Annotated in this window: 12 protein-coding genes; 6 read left to right on the forward strand and 6 right to left on the reverse strand. The window is 70.3% G+C overall.

All coding sequences use genetic code 11. From position 1 onward, the window contains the following. The first annotated feature begins 1 nt into the window (after window position 1). The 4 genes from N912_RS0133400 to N912_RS56285 all read left to right on the forward strand — a co-directional run bounded on the left by N912_RS0133400 (window position 2) and on the right by N912_RS56285 (window position 5,036). Window positions 2-1,405 (forward strand): family 2B encapsulin nanocompartment shell protein, encoded by a 1,404-nt coding sequence (locus tag N912_RS0133400; RefSeq protein ID WP_028925829.1) that lies wholly within the window; start codon window positions 2-4, stop codon window positions 1,403-1,405. After that, window positions 1,402-2,586, forward strand: a complete 1,185-nt coding sequence (locus tag N912_RS56280) for a family 2 encapsulin nanocompartment cargo protein terpene cyclase (protein WP_051581157.1) — start codon at window positions 1,402-1,404, stop codon at window positions 2,584-2,586. Before N912_RS0133400 ends, N912_RS56280 begins: the two co-directional genes overlap by 4 nt. A 29-nt stretch (window positions 2,587-2,615) precedes the next feature. Next, the gene (locus N912_RS0133410) at window positions 2,616-3,476 is read left to right on the forward strand and encodes a geranyl diphosphate 2-C-methyltransferase (protein ID WP_028925830.1); all 861 of its coding nucleotides are present in this window, start codon (window positions 2,616-2,618) and stop codon (window positions 3,474-3,476) included. A 294-nt stretch (window positions 3,477-3,770) separates the two neighbouring features. Continuing rightward, a complete protein-coding gene (locus tag N912_RS56285) occupies window positions 3,771-5,036 on the forward strand; it encodes an HNH endonuclease signature motif containing protein (RefSeq protein WP_051581158.1) in 1,266 nt (421 codons plus the stop codon). A gap of 69 nt (window positions 5,037-5,105) precedes the next feature. On the opposite strand, the gene N912_RS0133420 is transcribed toward N912_RS56285, so the two are convergent. From N912_RS0133420 to glgX, 5 genes are all read right to left on the reverse strand, one after another. Next, a complete protein-coding gene (locus N912_RS0133420; RefSeq protein WP_028925831.1) occupies window positions 5,106-6,122 on the reverse strand; it encodes a substrate-binding domain-containing protein in 1,017 nt (338 codons plus the stop codon). Window positions 6,123-6,140: 18 nt separating this feature from the next. Continuing rightward, window positions 6,141-7,220 carry an ABC transporter permease gene (locus tag N912_RS0133425; protein WP_028925832.1) on the reverse strand — a complete coding sequence of 360 codons (1,080 nt, stop codon included), beginning with the start codon at window positions 7,218-7,220 and terminating at the stop codon, window positions 6,141-6,143. Then, on the reverse strand, window positions 7,217-8,830 hold the full coding sequence (locus tag N912_RS0133430) for a sugar ABC transporter ATP-binding protein (protein ID WP_028925833.1): 1,614 nt from the start codon (window positions 8,828-8,830) through the stop codon (window positions 7,217-7,219). The genes N912_RS0133425 and N912_RS0133430 overlap by 4 nt, the downstream gene beginning before the upstream one ends. Before the next feature lie 256 nt (window positions 8,831-9,086). Further along, a complete protein-coding gene (gene treY, locus N912_RS0133435; RefSeq protein ID WP_051581174.1) occupies window positions 9,087-11,432 on the reverse strand; it encodes a malto-oligosyltrehalose synthase in 2,346 nt (781 codons plus the stop codon). A gap of 5 nt (window positions 11,433-11,437) precedes the next feature. Beyond that, window positions 11,438-13,597, reverse strand: coding sequence for a glycogen debranching protein GlgX (gene glgX, locus N912_RS0133440; protein ID WP_028925835.1), 2,160 nt, complete (start codon window positions 13,595-13,597; stop codon window positions 11,438-11,440). Window positions 13,598-13,758: 161 nt separating this feature from the next. Here glgX and N912_RS0133445 point away from each other — a divergent pair, with 161 nt between their 5' ends. Next, the gene (locus tag N912_RS0133445) at window positions 13,759-14,184 is read left to right on the forward strand and encodes an HIT family protein (RefSeq protein ID WP_028925836.1); all 426 of its coding nucleotides are present in this window, start codon (window positions 13,759-13,761) and stop codon (window positions 14,182-14,184) included. Between the two features lie 11 nt (window positions 14,185-14,195). After that, the gene (locus N912_RS56290; RefSeq protein ID WP_051581159.1) at window positions 14,196-14,834 is read left to right on the forward strand and encodes a histidine phosphatase family protein; all 639 of its coding nucleotides are present in this window, start codon (window positions 14,196-14,198) and stop codon (window positions 14,832-14,834) included. On the opposite strand, the gene N912_RS0133455 is transcribed toward N912_RS56290, so the two are convergent. Next, entirely contained in the window at window positions 14,811-15,422 is a 612-nt protein-coding gene (locus tag N912_RS0133455) for a TetR/AcrR family transcriptional regulator (protein ID WP_028925837.1), read from the reverse strand. The genes N912_RS56290 and N912_RS0133455 overlap by 24 nt on opposite strands. Between the last annotated feature and the right edge of the window lie 66 nt (window positions 15,423-15,488).

Genomic DNA, 15,488 nt, shown 5'->3' on the forward strand with positions numbered 1-15,488 from the left:
GATGACAGAGCTAGCCGAACCCGTTTCTGTCGAGGAGCAACGGCGGCACAGCCTCGGTACGGAGGCGGCGCGCAACCTGGCCACCACCACCAAGACGGTGCCCCAGATGCGGGCCATCACGCCCCGCTGGCTGCTGCGCACGCTGCCCTGGGTCGACCTCGCGGCGGGCACCTACCGGGTCAACCGCAGGCTGACCTACACGGTCGGTGACGGGCGGCTGACCTTCGTCGGCGAGGGCGAGCGGATCCGGGTGATCCCGGCCGAGCTGCGCGAGCTGGCGCCGCTGCGCGAGCTGCCCGACGACGAGCCGCTGGCCGCGCTGGCCGGTGCGTTCGAGCAGCGGGAGTACGCGGCGGGGGAGGTGCTCGCGGCCGAGGGCGACCGGGCGGACGAGCTGTTCCTGATCGCCCACGGCAAGATCGACAAGCGCGCCACCAGCAAGTACGGGGACGCCTCGGTGCTCGGCACGCTGACCGACGGCGACCACTTCGGCGCGGCGGAGCTGATGCGCGGCGGCGAGTGGGAGTTCACCGGCGCGGCGGTGACGCGGTGCGTGGCGCTCGTCCTGACCAGGGAGGCGTTCGAACGGCAGCTGTCCGCGTCGCCGGGGCTGCGGGCGCACATCGACGCCGTGCGCGACTCGACGGCGCCGCCCGCGAACAAGTACGGGGAGGCGCCGATCGACCTCGCCTCCGGTCACGCCGGCGAGCCGGACATCCCGAGCACGTTCGTGGACTACGAGCTGGCGCCCAGGGAGTACGAGCTGAGCGTGGCGCAGACCGTGCTGCGGGTGCACACGCGGGTCGCGGACCTCTACCGCGAGCCGATGGACCAGCTCGAGCAGCAGCTGCGGCTGACCGTGCAGGCGCTGCGCGAGCGCCAGGAGCACGAGCTGGTCAACAACCGCGAGTTCGGGCTGCTGCACAACGCCGACCTCGGCCAGCGGATCCAGACCCGGACCGGGCCGCCCACCCCGGAGGACCTCGACGAGCTGCTCAGCAGGCGGCGCAAGACCAGGTTCTTCTTCGCCCATCCGCGCGCGGTCGCCGCGTTCGGCATGGAGTGCACCCGGCGCGGGCTGTACCCGGAGGGGGTCGAGGTCGACGGTGCGCGGGTGCGAGCCTGGCGAGGGGTGCCGATGCTGCCCTGCGACAAGATCCCGATCAACCCCGACGGCACCACGTCGATCCTGGCCATGCGGGTCGGGGAGGAGAGCAACGGGGTGGTCGGGCTGCGCCAGACCGGGCTGCCCGACGAGTGCGAGCCCGGGCTGAACGTCAGGTTCATGGGGATCGGGGAGAACGCGATCGCTCGCTACCTGGTGAGCGCGTACTTCTCGGTCGCGGTGCTGGTGCCGTCCGCGCTCGGCGTGCTGGAGAACGTGGAACTGGGGAGGTCGGCATGACCGTACTGGCGGCCGGCACGGACATCCTGGCCGACATGACGGGGGCGCCCTCGACGGATCTGTCCGCGCTGCTCGCGGCGGACGGTGCGGGGGCGGAGGCCGCGGTGCCCTCGACGGTGCGCCGGTTCGCCAGCGGGGTCGGGATGGCCGGGTTGCGGTTCCCTCGGCTCCTGACCGAGCCGTCGCCGTCGCCGTCCCCGGAACCCTCGTCGGAGTCCGAGGCCGAGGACGACGACTCGATGCCCGAGCTGTTCTGCCCGGGGCCGATCCGCGACGACCCGGCGCTGGGGGAGGAGGTGAACGAACGGCTGGTGGACTGGGCCGAGGAGATCGGGATCTACGAGGGACGGCTGGACAAGCTCCGGGCGTGCAACTTCGGGCGCCTGATCATGCTGACCCATCCGGCCACCGACGACCCGGATCGGCTGCTGGCGGCGACCAAGTGCGTGGTCGCCGAGTGGGCCGCGGACGACTACTACGTCGACGAGGTCTCGCTGGGCGCCGACCCGAAGGTGGTCGGCTCGCGGCTGGCCAAGCTGCACGCGATCGTGGACCCGGCGCCGCTGCCGGCCCGGTACGCGCCCCAGCTGGACGCCTACCGGGACGCCGAGCCCATCGCCACCGCGTTCCGCACCGCGATGGAGCACCTCGCCCGCTACACCACGGCGTCCCAGCTCGGTCGGTTCCAGCACCAGATGTCGATCCTGTACGTGGCCTGGAACCAGGAGGCCGACTGGCACGCCAACGGCCGCACCCCGCCGGTCTGGGAGTACCTGGTGCAGCGCCATCTCAACAGCTACCTGCCGCCGATGATCCTGATCGACGTCCTGGCCGGCTACGAGTTGCCCAGCGTCGAGTTCTTCGACCCTCGGGTGCGCCGGGCGTTCACCATGGCCGGCGACGCCAACGTGCTGCTCAACGACCTGCACTCGGGCGCCGCCGAATCGGAGAACGACTTCAACCTCCCACGGGTCATCGCCGCCGAGGAAAAATGCACCCCCAGGGAGGCGATCAAACGCACCGTCGAAATCCACAACGAGCTGATGCATAAGTTCGTGGAAGAGGCCGGCGCGCTGAGCGTCGTCGGCTCGCCGATGCTACGACGGTTCTTTGCCGACACGTGGGCATGGTTGGGCGGCAGCCGTGAATGGCACGCCACGACTGCCCGCTACCACCAGTAAAATCGAAGGTCCACCCGAGAGGAGCACTCATGACGTCCACCGCTGTCGAGAGCAAGGTCCTGCGCACCGCGTACCAGAAGTCGGTCGCGGCATACTGGAACAACAACCAGCAGGACCCGGTCAACCTGCGGCTCGGCGAGATCGACGGCCTCTACCATCACCATTACGGGATCGGCGAGTACGACGCCTCCGTACTGGAGGGACCGGAAGAGACGCGCGACGCCCGGATCATCCAGGAAATGCACCGGCTGGAGACAGCGCAGGCGGACGTCCTCCTCGACTACCTCGGTGACGTCCAACCGACGGACCAGCTCCTGGACGCCGGGTCCGGGCGGGGCGGCACCAGCATCATGGCGAACCACCGTTTCCGCTGCCGGGTTGATGGTGTCACGATCTCGGAGTATCAAGTGGGCTTCGCGAACGAGCAGGCCGTCCAGTGGGGCTGCTCGGATGATGTCCAGTTCCATTTCCGCAACATGCTCGACACCGGGTTCGACACCGGGTCAAAGCGCGGCATCTGGACGAACGAGACGACCATGTATGTGGACCTTTTCGATCTTTACGCCGAGTTCTCCCGGCTGCTGGAGTATGGTGGCCGGTATGTGTGCATTACTGGTTGCTACAACGATGTGACGGGTGGGCGGTCGAAGGCCGTCAGCAAGATTGACGAGCACTACACTTGTAACATTCACCCGCGCAGCCATTACTTCAAGGCGCTCACCGCGAACAACCTGGTCCCGATCAATGTGGTTGATCTTACGGCTCAGACCATTCCGTACTGGGAGTTGCGGGCGCAGTCCTCGGTGGCTACTGGGATCGAGGAAGCTTTCCTTAATGCTTACCGGGAGGGGAGTTTCCATTACTTGTTGATCGCGGCTGATCGGATCTGAGGTTCGTGGGGGTGCGTGCCGTCATTTGTTTCGTTCGAAAATCCCTGGCGGGATTTCCGGCGAACTGAAATTTTCTGGGTGCGGTTTGGGTGCCGTACCCGGGTGGTGGCCGGTCACTTTGGGTGTCTTTTGGTCACTTTTCGTGGTGTTCCCGGCTTGGTGGTTGCGTTTCGGTGGGCTGAGGGGGCGTCAGTCCGGTATTTCATGATCAAAACCGGGCTGGTGTCCTCTTGGTTGCGGGGTACGGGCGTCGAGCATGACGAAACTGTCAGACCCCCCGGGCACGATCACGGTATGTCCGGAAGCGCGCTGCTCGCGGCGTACGGTGAGGCCATCGAGGCGATGGTCCGCGTTCGCGCGCTGGTGGCGGTCGCTGACGGATCTGAGTTGATCGAGGCGCTGAAGTTGGGTGCCAGGCTGCAGCGGTTGGCTCGTTACGGCGACATCTGCGCTATCGCGCGGCTGGACCGTGAGGGCGAGTTCACCGAGCGTGGGGCGGATGCGGCGCCGGCGGTGTCGGACATCCTGCGGGTGCCTCGCCGTGCGTCCGCGCGGATGGTGGCGGTGGCGCGGGCGGTGTTCCCCACCACTCTGGATGGACATCCCGTTGAGCCGAAACTCCCGGCCACGGCGACCGTGTTGGCCACTGGTGAGATCGACGCCCAGCATGCCGATGTGATCGAGCGGCATTTGTCGTCGGAGGCGGCGCGGCGGATCGACCCGGCGCGGTGGGCGGCCGCTGAGGTGCAGTTGGCGGATTGGGCGCGGTTGTATCGGCCGGATGAGTTGGACAGGATGGCTCGGGAGCTGATCGAGCAGTTGGATCAGGATGGTCCGCCGCCGGGGGATGGTGAGGATCAGGTCAACGTGTTGCACCTGTCCAAGTCCCGCAACGGTGTGGGTGGGCGGGTCAAGGGCGAGTTGGACTCGGTGACCTTCGAGATGTTCGCTCGGGCGATCGAGGCTGCCCTCAAGCCTGACGATCAACAGAAGACGTTGGGCGAACGCCAGGCCGACGCGTTGGGCGAGATCTGCGAGAACGCCCTGGACGAAGGCCGGCTGCCAGTTAAGGGTGGGCAGCGGCCGCACGCGGTGATCAGCATCGGCTACGACACCCTGCTCCACGATGCCAAGGGCGCCACGCTGGATTACGGCGGCTACATCGGCGCCGGCGACCTCCGACGGTTGCTCTGCGACGCCTGCGTTGTCCCGGTGGTGTTGGGTGGCAACAGCGAAGTCCTCGACGTCGGCCGCACACAGCGCACGGCCACCAAGCCGCAGCGTGACGGGCTGGTCGCGCGAGACCGCGGTTGCGCCTACCCGGGCTGTGACGCCAGGGCCTACCGATGCCAGGTTCACCACGTCGTGCACTGGGCTCATCGCGGCCGCACCGCGATCCATTCGATGGTGTTGCTGTGCGTCACCCATCATCGGATGGTTCACCGCGCCGGCTGGACCATCCGCATGGTCGACGGGTTCCCCGAGTTCATCCCCCCGAAGTGGCTCGACCACACCCAAACACCCCGCCGGAAACCCCGACCAACCGTGCTCAGGGTGTAGGCCGTCCGCCGGCGCCCGGTACTTCGCGGCCCCCTCGACCGCGAAGTACCGGGAGCGCGTCCGTCCAGGTCAGCCCTTGTTCAGCTCGGAGTAGACCTGGTCGGCGTTGTCCTTGGTGACGAGCTTGGTGGACAGCGTCTGGGTCTTGGGCAGCTGCTTGCAGTCGATCAAGATCTGCTTGGCGGCGTCGATGGCCTCCTTGCCGCCGGTCGGGTAGAGCAGGGTGGCGGACAGGCGGCCGGCGGAGACCGCCTTGAGGCCGCCGGACTCGATGGGCAGGCCGTCGATGCCGGTGATGACCAGGTCGGTCTTGCCGGCGTTCTGGGCGGCGATGCGGGCGCCCTCGGCCATCGGGTCGTTCTCGGAGTAGATGGCCTGGATGTCGGGGTGGGCCTTGAGCATGGCGTCGGCCTGGGCCTGGCCCTTGTCGCGCAGCCAGTCGCCGTCGGCGGTGGCCACGACCTCGATCTTGGAGCCCTTGATGCCCTCGTTGAAGCCGTCGCTGCGCTCCTTGGCGGGGGTGGAGCCGGCCAGGCCCTTGAGCACGCCGATCTTGCCGCCGTTCGGGAGCAGGGTCTTGGCGAAGTACTGGCCGGCCTGCTTGCCGATGTCGACGTTGTCGGCGCCGATCCAGGTGGTGTAGGCGGTGCCGTCGACCTTGCGGTCCAGGACCAGGACGGGGATGCCCTTGTCGTAGGCGCGCTTGACGGGGGCGGTGAGCGGGGTGGCCTCGTTCGGGCTGATGATCAGCAGGTCGATCTGCTGGGCCAGGAAGGTATCGACCTGTTCGACCTGCTTGGAGTTGTCCTGGGCGGCGTCGGCGAAGTTCACCGTGAACTGGGGGACGGTGGCGGCGGCCTTGCGGATGTCGTCGTCCATGCGCTGGCGGTACGGCTCGGCGACGTTGGCCTGGCTCATGCCGATGGTGTACTTGCCGTTCGGGCCGCACTTCGCCGGGGTGGCGGCCTGGCCACCGGGGGGTTTCGGGGCGTTCTCGCTGGTGGTACCGCATGCGGTGAGGGCGGCCAGCGCGCAGGCCAGCAGTGCGGCGGCCAGGGTGCGGCCGCCGGATGACTTCGTCGTCATTCGCCGAATCCTTTCTTGTTAGGAGCCCATGGAGGCGGGCCGGAGCCGCTGGAGACCCGCGGCGAGGACGATCACGCATCCGATGATCAGTAGCTGGATGTTCGAGTCGATGTTGTTCAGGGCCAGGATGTTGCGCAGGACGCCGACCAGGAGCGCGCCGGCGACGGTGCCGACCACCGAGCCTCGGCCGCCCATCAGGCTGGTGCCGCCGATCACCACGGCGGCGATCGCGTCCAGCTCGTACATGGCACCGTCGTTCGGGCCGCCGAAGTTGAGCTGGCCGGCGTGCACGATCCCGGCCAGCGCGGCGAGCAGGCCGCAGATCCCGAAGACGATGACCTTGACGCGGGTGACCGGGACGCCGGACAGGCGCGCGGCCTTCTCGTTGCCGCCGATCGCGTAGACGTGCCGGGAGAACGCGCTGACCCGCAGCAGCACGATGGCCAGCGCCGCGACCACTATGAAGATCAGCGCGGGGATCGGGACCAGGCCGTCGAAGGTTCGCTCGCCGAGCAGGGAGAACACCACGGGGGCCTGTTCGGGGCCGTCGCCGTAGGTGATCGAGATGCCCTGGCCGCCGGACCAGATCCTGGCCAGGCCTCGGGCGATCTGCATGCCGGCGAGGGTCACGATGAACGCCTGGATGCCGAACCGCGCGACCGCGAAGCCCTGCAGCAGGCCGAAGCCCAAGCCGATGGCCAGCACCACCAGGACGGCGGCGGCCACCCCGTAGTCGTTCTCCACCAGCAGGATCGCGGCGCCCACGCTGGCCAGGCCGAGCACCGAGCCGACCGAGAGGTCGATCCCGCCGATCAGGATCACCAGCGTCATGCCGACGGCCAGGATGCCGATCTCGGAGATCGACCGCACCACGTTGAACAGGTTCTGCGAGTTCAGGAACAGCAGCTCGCCGTTCTTGGTGGGGGAGAACGCCACCGCCGCGAGGAACACCAGCACCAGGCCGAACAGGCTCTGGAACTTGAACAGCGAGGCCGCGATCGTCGCGCCCCTGCTCGGGCCGGCGGTGGGCGCGGCCGGAGCGGTTTGGGTGCCGGGCTCGGTGGGCTGGGCGGTCTCGGTCTTCGTGTCGTCGCTCATGGCGTTTCCCCCGTGGCCAGCTCCGGTTGGCTGGCCGCGCTGTCGGTTCCGTTGGCGCCGTTGTTCATGGTGGCCGCGAGCAGCTCGGCCTCGGTGACCTCGGCGGTGTTCAGCTCGGCGACGTTCCGGCCGCCGCTGAGGACGATCACCCGGTCGCACACGCCGATCAGCTCGGCCGGCTCGGAGGAGGCGAGCAGCACGCCCACGCCCTGCGCGGCGGCCTGGCCGAGCAGCCGGTAGATCTCGGCCTTCGCGCCCACGTCCACGCCACGGGTCGGCTCGTCGAGCAGCAGCAGCGCGGGCTCGGTGAGCAGGTTGCGGCCGAGCACCACCTTCTGCTGGTTGCCGCCGGACAGCGAGCCGACCGGGCTGGTCAGGGACGCGAGCTTGACCCCGAGCCGCTCGACGGTGCTCCGGGTGACGCTGCGCTCGGTCGCCCTGGACACGGTGCCCAGCCTGGCGATGCGCTCGACCACGGAGAGCACGGTGTTGGCCAGCACGGAGTGCTCCAGCGCCAGGCCGGCGATCCGGCGGTCCTCGGGCACGAACGCGATCCCGAGCTTGATCGCCTGGCGCGGGCTCCTGGGGCGGATGGGCTTGCCGTCCAGCAGCACGCGGCCGTCCCAGTGCCCCTTCGAGCCGACCCCGAACAGGGTTTCCAGCAGCTCGGTCCGGCCGGCGCCGAGCAGCCCGGCCAGGCCGACGATCTCGCCCCGGCGCACCCGCAGGCTGATCCCGGCCGGGTCGCGGCGTCCCGAGCGGGGCTGTCGCAGCCGCAGCGCGAGGTTCTCCACCCGCAACAGCTCGCCGTGCGCGGACGCCGGCTCCTCCGCGTCGTCCGAGCCGGCGCGGAACATCAGGTGCAGCGGCCGGCCGACCATCGCCTCGGAGGCCTCGGTGGCGGTCATCGCGCGGGCGTCGAACTCGGCCACCACCGAGCCGTTGCGCAGCACGGTCGCCCGGTCGGCGACGCGGCCGATCTCGTCCATCCGGTGCGAGATGTAGACGATGCTGGTGCCGGCCCTGCGCAGCTCGGCGATCACCCCGAACAGCTGCTCGACCTCGTGCGTGGACAACGCCGAGGTGGGCTCGTCCATGATCAGGATACGGGCGTCCAGGGAGAGCGCCTTGGCGATGGTCACGAGCTGTTGCTCGCCGGTGCGCAGCTGCTCGACGGGCCGGCGGGGGTCGAGCGTGACGCCGGTGCGGGTGAGCAGCCGCGCGGTGTCGGAGACCATCCGCGCCATGTCCACGGTGCCCAGCCGGGTGCGCGGCTCGCGGCCGAGGTAGACGTTCTCCGCGATGGACAGCGCCGGCACCAGGTCCAGCTCCTGGTGGATCATCGCGATGCCGGCGCGCTGGGCGTCCGAGGGGCTGGTCAGGTGCACCGGCCGGCCGTCGATCCGGATCTCGCCCCGGTACCCGCCGACCTCGCCGGAGAGGATCTTCATCAGGGTGGACTTGCCCGCGCCGTTCTCGCCGAGCAGCGCGTGCACCTCACCCGGCCGCAGGCTGAAGTCGACCTCCCGGACGGCCCGGACGCCGCCGAAAGACTTGCTCACGCCGACCATGTCCGCCATGGTTCTGGGTGCGCCGAGCTTGCCGTCCATCACACCTCGCGCCGTTGCTCGTCCGTGCGCCCGTTGCCCGTGAGCGACCCACCGTAGCGGCTGGGCGCCCGGCGAGAAAACGATTACTCGCCGGAAAGCTAGAGCCCTCCGCCCGGGGTGTCAAGACCAGCGCGGCCGCGCTCTTTCTGGCGCTGGCACACCGACTTCGTACCTCGCACACGCGCTGCAGCAGGTGTGCGGGACACGAACGGGGTGTGCGAGCGAGATGGCCGGCGGTGGCGGGCGGGGGTGGGGGTTAGGCGGGGCGGACGAGGAGGGCTACGGGGTAGTGGGTGAGGAGGTCGGCTAGGTGGGGGGTCGCGCTGGGTACGGGTTGGCCGGTGATGACGTCGGTCCAGTCGTCGGCGCCGGCGGGGAGGGCGAGCGTGGTGTCGGACCAGCCGCCTCGGGCGGTCAGGGTCAGGGGGAGTCGGGTGGCCACGGCGACCAGGCCGGGGTCGCGGGCGAACGCGAGCGCGTGCGCGGCGGCGGGGCCGTCGGCGGTGAGCGGGCGGTAGCCGCCGAACAGCTCGGGGCGGTAGCGACGCAGGCGCAGGGCGGCCGATGTGACCAGGAGCTTTGACGCGCCACTCGGGTCGTCCAGCGGGGGCAGCCAGTGCTCGTCGAGGCGGGCCAGCAGGGCGCGGCGGGCGGCGAAGTCCACCGGGCGGCGGTTGTCCGGGTCGACCAGGGAGTATTCGAACAGCTCGGTGCCCTGGTAGACGTCCGGTATGCCGGGGCCGGCGAGCTGGAGCAACTTCTGGCCCAGGGAGTTGGAGCGGCCGGCGGGGGCGATGCGGGCGACGAACTCCTCGACGGAGGCGGTCACGGCGGGATCGGAGAGCACGGACTCCGGCCAGCGCGCGATCGCCTCGTCCACCTCGGGCACCGGGTCGGTGTGGCTGGTGACGAGCTTGGCCTCCTTGGCGGCCTTGAGCAGGTACGCGGACAACCGGTCGGCGGGGATCGGCCACGCCCCGACCAGGCACTGCCAGGCCAGCAGCTCCAGCGACCGGTCCGGCAGCGGGTGCGCGGCGGCCCACCCGCGCATCGCGTCCGCCCATTCCGAAGGGATCTCGGCCAGCACCGCCAGCCGGGCCCGGACGTCCTCGGAACGCTTGGTGTCGTGGGTGGACAGCGTGGTCATGCCGGCCGGCGTGCCGGCATCCCGAGCGGCGGCCGCCGCGTGGAACTCGGCCACCGAGACGCCGAACCGGGACGGCTCGCCGCCCACCTCGTTCAGCGCCACGAACCGGTTCCAGCGGTAGAAGGCGGTGTCCTCGACGCCCTTCGCGGTGACCATCCCGGAGGTCTGCTGCACGCGCCGCGCCAGCTCACCGCCCGGCTCGGCGAGCATCCGGCGGTGGACCAGCTCGAACGCCTCGGTCAGGTCCGGGCGGTTGCACCGGGCCACGGACACCGCGACGTCCAGCGCCTCGCGCCGTTCCGGCAGGTAGGAGCGGTACACCGGGAAGGACGAGAGCAGCTCGGCGGTCGCGTCGGTGGCCTTCGCCGGGTCCAGCTCGGGCAGCAGCGCGGCGATCCGGCGGACCTCGGCGGCCAGGATCGTGTCGGCCACCTCCCGGCGCGCCCGGCGTTCCGCGACATGCGCGGCCAGCCGCTCGCCGGTGTGCTCGGCGGCGAACTGGGTGAGCAGCCCGGCGCCGGACGGGTCCACGAACACCCCGCACAGCTCGCGCAGCGCCTCGTACCCGGTGGTGCCGTCCACCGGCCAGGACGCCGGCAGCGTCTCGCCCACGCCGAGCACCTTCTCCACCAGCAGCCAGCGCCGGGGCCCGATCGCCGCGCGCAGCCGCCGCAGGTAGGCGCCCGGGTCGGCCAGCCCGTCCGGGTGGTCCACCCGCAGCCCGTCCACCTCGCCGGCCGCCACCCAGCGCAGCACCTCGCCGTGCACGGCGGCGAACACCGTCGGATCCTCGATGCGAACCGCGGCCAGCCCGGACACGTCGAAGAACCGCCGGTAGGTCAGCTCGGCCGCGCCGCGCCGCCAGTGCACCAGCCGGTAGTGCTGCCGCTCGTGCACCTCCCGCGCGGTGCCGGAGTCCGCGCTCCCCACCGCCACCGGGAACAAATGCTCGTAGTAGCGCAGCCCGGGGTAGCCGTTCTCGTCGCGGACCAGCTCCAGCCGGTCCAGCTCGGAGTCGTCGCCCGAGCCCAGCACCGGCAGCAAGAGCGCGCCGGCGTCCCAGTCGATGTCGAAGTACCGCGCGTACTCCGACTCACGGCCGCGCACCAGCACGTCCGACCACCACGGGTTCGCCGTCGGCACCGCGACCCCGACGTGGTTGGGCACGATGTCCACCACCAGCCCGAGCCCCGCCGAACGCAGCGCCGCCACCATCGCGCGCCGGCCCTCCTCGCCGCCGCGCTCGGCGGACACCCTGGTCGGGTCCACCACGTCGTAGCCGTGGTTCGAGCCGGGCGCGGACTCCAGCATCGGCGAGGCGTACAGCGCCCCCGCGCCCAGGTCGGCCAGGTAGTCCGTCAGAGCGGCGGCGTCGGCGAAGGTCTGGCCGGCGTTGAGCTGCAACCGGTAGGTAGAGGTGGCGGGGGCGGTGGTGGAAGAAACAGTCGGAGCCACCGCGATCACTCCGTCCGCTGCAGCACGAGCAGGGACCGGGACGGAACCGTCAGCGTGCCCCCGGCCGGCTGGGTCGAGGGGCTGGCCGCCACCACCCCGGGAGCGTCCGAGAGCGTGACCACCTCGCCGCTGTCGGTGTTCACCACCACCGCCCAGGCCTTGCCGTAGTGCTGGTCGGGCAGCGCCACGTCGATGCCGTCCGCCGAGGCGTTGAAGCAGAGCAGGAACGAGTCGTCGAGCACCCGGTCGCCGCGTTCGTCCACGTCCGGGATGCCGTCGCCGTTGAGGAACACGGTGATGCACTGCCCGAACCCGCTGGACCAGTCCCGGTCGGTCATCTCCTGCCCGGACGGGGTGAACCAGGCGATGTCGTTGAGGTTCTCGGTGTCCGAGACCGCGCCGCGCACCAGCGAGCGGCCGGCGAAGAACCGCCTTCGGCGGAACACCGGGTGCGCGGCCCTGATCGCGGCCACCCCGGCGGTGAACCCGAGCAGCCCGGCGTTCTTGTCCGCCAGCTCCCAGTCCACCCAGGACGTCTTGTTGTCCTGGCAGTAGACGTTGTTGTTGCCGCCCTGGGTGCGGCCGATCTCGTCGCCGTGCAGCAGCATCGGCACGCCCTGGCTGACCAGCATGGTGGCGATGAAGTTGCGCTGCTGGCGGGCGCGCAGCTCCAGCACCGCCGGGTCGTCGGTGGGGCCTTCGACCCCGCAGTTCCAGGACCTGTTGAAGCTCTCCCCGTCCTTGCCGTCCTCGCCGTTGGCCTCGTTGTGCTTCTCGTTGTAGGAGACCAGGTCGGACAGGGTGAACCCGTCGTGCGCGGTGATGAAGTTGATCGACGCGAACGGTCGGCGCCCGTCGTCCTGGTACAGGTCCGACGAGCCGGTCAGCCGGGAGGCGAACTCGCCGAGCGTGCTGCCCGACTCGCCGCGCCAGAAGTCGCGGACGGTGTCGCGGTACTTGCCGTTCCACTCGGTCCACTGCGGCGGGAAGTTGCCCACCTGGTAGCCGCCGGGGCCGACGTCCCACGGCTCGGCGATCAGCTTGACCTGGCTGATCACCGGGTCCTGCTGGACCAGGTCGAAGAACGCGGACAGCCTGTCCACGTCGTAGAACTCCCTGGCCAGGGTGGACGCCAGGTCGAACCGGAAGCCGTCCACGTGCATCTCCAGCACCCAGTACCGCAGCGAGTCCATGATCAGCTGCAGGGTGTGCGGGTTGCGCACGTTCAGCGAGTTCCCGGTCCCGGTGTAGTCCATGTAGTACTGCAGGTCGTTGGCCACCAGCCGGTAGTACGCCGCGTTGTCGATGCCGCGCATGGACAGCGTCGGGCCCAGGTGGTTGCCCTCGGCGGTGTGGTTGTAGACCACGTCGAGGATCACCTCGATGCCCGCCTGGTGCAGCGCGCGGACCATCGCCTTGAACTCGTTGACCTGCCCGCCGGGGCGGTCCTCCGAGGCGTAGCCGTGGTACGGGGCCAGGAACGCGATGGTGTTGTAGCCCCAGTAGTTGGACAGGCCCCGCTCGTGGAGGTGGTGGTCGGTGATGAACTCGTGCACCGGCATCAGCTCGACGGCGGTCACCCCGAGCCGCTGCAGGTGCTCGATCATCAGCGGGTGGGCCAGGCCGGCGTAGCTGCCGCGCAGCTCCTCGGGGATGTCCGGGTGCGCGATGGTCAGGCCCTTGACGTGCGCCTCGTAGATGAACGTCTCGTGGTACGGGGTCTTGGGCGGTCGGTCCGCGCCCCAGTCGAAGTACGGGTTGACCACCACGGACTTCGGCACGTGGTCGGCGGAGTTGGCGTCGTTGCGCTCGCCGTGCGCGTCGAACTTGTAGCCGAACACGGACTCGTCCCAGTTCACGCCGCCGTCCACGGCCTTGGCGTAGGGGTCGATGAGCAGCTTGTTCGGGTTGCAGCGGGCGCCGGCGGCCGGGTCGTACGGGCCGTGCACCCGGTAGCCGTAGTACTGGCCGGGCTCCACGTTGGGCAGGTAGCCGTGCCAGACGAACCCGTCCACCTCGCGCAGCCGGATCGCCTCCTCGTTGCCCGCCTCGTCGAACAGGCACAGCTCGACGCGCTCGGCAACCTCGGAGAACACCGCGAAGTTGGTCCCGGCGCCGTCATAGCTGGCGCCGAGGGGATAGGCACTTCCCGGCCACGGCTGCATTACTCGGTTCTCCCTGCCTTCTACTTGACAACCGGGGGCGGTCCGGTTTGGGGCTACAGGTTATCGGTGTGACGTTCCGACGTCGGGCGGACGCGCTCTGTGTCGTCGAGGTGGGCGTTAGCATCCCCGGAAAGAGCGGCACACCGGGGAGGAAGGTCGCGATGGCGACGCTGTTCACCAAGATTATCGAGGGCGAGCTGCCCGGGCGGTTCGTCTGGAGCGACGAGCTGGCCGTCGGGTTCCTTTCCATCAACCCGTTGGGGCCCGGGCACACGCTGGTCGTGCCGCGCGCCGAGGTCGACCAGTGGGTGGACGCCGACGACGAGCTGCTCGGCCACCTGCACCGGGTCAGCCACCGCGTCGCCGAGGCGGTCCGCGCGGTGTGGCAGCCGCCCAGGGTGGCGATGATCATCGCGGGCTTCGAGGTGCCGCACCTGCACCTGCACGTCTACCCGGCCTGGAAGCTGGACGACTTCGACTTCCGCAACGCCGCGAGCGACCCCGACCCGGCCGAGCTGGACCGGCACGCGGACTCGCTGCGCACGGCCCTGCGCGAGGCCGGACATACCGCTCATGTTCCTTCCTGAGTCGGGCTGACATGCGGTTGATACTGGTCCGGCATGCGCTGCCGCACCGGGGTGAGGCCGGTGACGGGAACGGCGTGGCCGACCCGGGACTGACCGAGCTGGGTCGCCGGCAGGCGGACCGGGTGGCCGAGGCGCTGGCCGGCCAGCCGGTCGCGGCGATCTACACCAGTCCGCAGCGGCGGGCTCGGGAGACGGCGGCGCCGCTGGCCGGGGCGTTGGGTATGGCGGTCACCGTGGCCGAGGGGTTGGCCGAGTACGACGCGGGGGACCGGCACTACATCCCGGTGCACCAGATGGCGGAGGCGGATCCGGCGGCCTGGGCGCGGATGCTGGCCGGTCAGCTCCCGGAGCACGTGGACGTCGAGGCGTTCCGCGCCCGGGTGGACGGGGCGCTCGGCGGGATCGCGGACGCGCACCCCGGCGCGGCCACCGCTGTCTGCTTCGCGCACGCCGGCACGATCAACGTCTACCTGGCCGCGCTGCTCGGGCTGGCGCGGCCGCTGACGTTCCCGCTGGACTACACCGGGATCACCCGGGTCACCGTGTCCCGCGCCGGCCGCCGCTCGGTGCGGACGATCAACGAGATCGCGCACGTCGCCGACCTGCTCGACCCGACCACACCCGCCCTACCCGGGGTGCCGGGCAAGTAGGGCGTCCAGCCGGGTGTGGATCGCGCGTTCGGCCAGCCGGTAGGGGGTGTCGTCGTCCTGGAGCAGGGCGGTCGCGTTCGCGGTCTCCAGGAAGGCGATCAGCTCGAACGCGAGCTGTGCCGGGTCGGTGTCCGGGGCCAGCTCGTTCAGGGCCACGGCGTCGGCGATGGTCTGGCTGACCAGGCCGGTCCAGGCCCGGCTGGCCTCGGCGAGCGCGTCGCGCACCGGGCCGGGGCGGGCGTCGAACTCGGCCATGGTGGCGAAGAAGAAGCAGCCGCCGGGGAACACCCGGCTCCGTGAGTAGTCCAGCCAGCGCGCGCACAGCGCCCGGAGCCGTCCGATCCCGGGCGGGGTGCGCAGGGCCGGGGTGATGACGTGCTCCAGGTACACCTCGGTGGCGATGCGCACGGTGGCCAGCTGGAGCTCCTCCTTCGAGCCGAAGTAGCCGAACAGGCCGCTCTTGCTCAGGCCGAGGGAGGCGGCGAGGCGGCCGAGGGTCAGGCCGTCCAGCCCGTCGACCGAGGCGAGGTCGGCGGCCCTGCGCAGGATCTCCCGGCGCGCCTGTTCGTTGCGCGGTCGCCCGGCCACGCCCGCTCCTTCCGTCCGGTCCGGATATCAGGTTAATTGTACGAACGGTCGTGCCTATAATTCGGG

The organism is Actinospineispora acaciae DSM 45401, assembly GCF_000620785.1.
GTDB lineage: Bacteria > Actinomycetota > Actinomycetes > Mycobacteriales > Pseudonocardiaceae > Pseudonocardia > Pseudonocardia acaciae.

Coding starts and splice junctions, on each gene's coding strand:
- N912_RS0133400 (WP_028925829.1), top strand. CDS start 2: ATGACAGAGCTAGCCGAACCCGTTTCTGTCGAGGAGCAACGGCGGCAC.
- N912_RS56280 (WP_051581157.1), top strand. CDS start 1,402: ATGACCGTACTGGCGGCCGGCACGGACATCCTGGCCGACATGACGGGG.
- N912_RS0133410 (WP_028925830.1), top strand. CDS start 2,616: ATGACGTCCACCGCTGTCGAGAGCAAGGTCCTGCGCACCGCGTACCAG.
- N912_RS56285 (WP_051581158.1), top strand. CDS start 3,771: ATGTCCGGAAGCGCGCTGCTCGCGGCGTACGGTGAGGCCATCGAGGCG.
- N912_RS0133420 (WP_028925831.1), bottom strand. CDS start 6,122: ATGACGACGAAGTCATCCGGCGGCCGCACCCTGGCCGCCGCACTGCTG.
- N912_RS0133425 (WP_028925832.1), bottom strand. CDS start 7,220: ATGAGCGACGACACGAAGACCGAGACCGCCCAGCCCACCGAGCCCGGC.
- N912_RS0133430 (WP_028925833.1), bottom strand. CDS start 8,830: ATGGACGGCAAGCTCGGCGCACCCAGAACCATGGCGGACATGGTCGGC.
- glgX (WP_028925835.1), bottom strand. CDS start 13,597: ATGCAGCCGTGGCCGGGAAGTGCCTATCCCCTCGGCGCCAGCTATGAC.
- N912_RS0133445 (WP_028925836.1), top strand. CDS start 13,759: ATGGCGACGCTGTTCACCAAGATTATCGAGGGCGAGCTGCCCGGGCGG.
- N912_RS56290 (WP_051581159.1), top strand. CDS start 14,196: ATGCGGTTGATACTGGTCCGGCATGCGCTGCCGCACCGGGGTGAGGCC.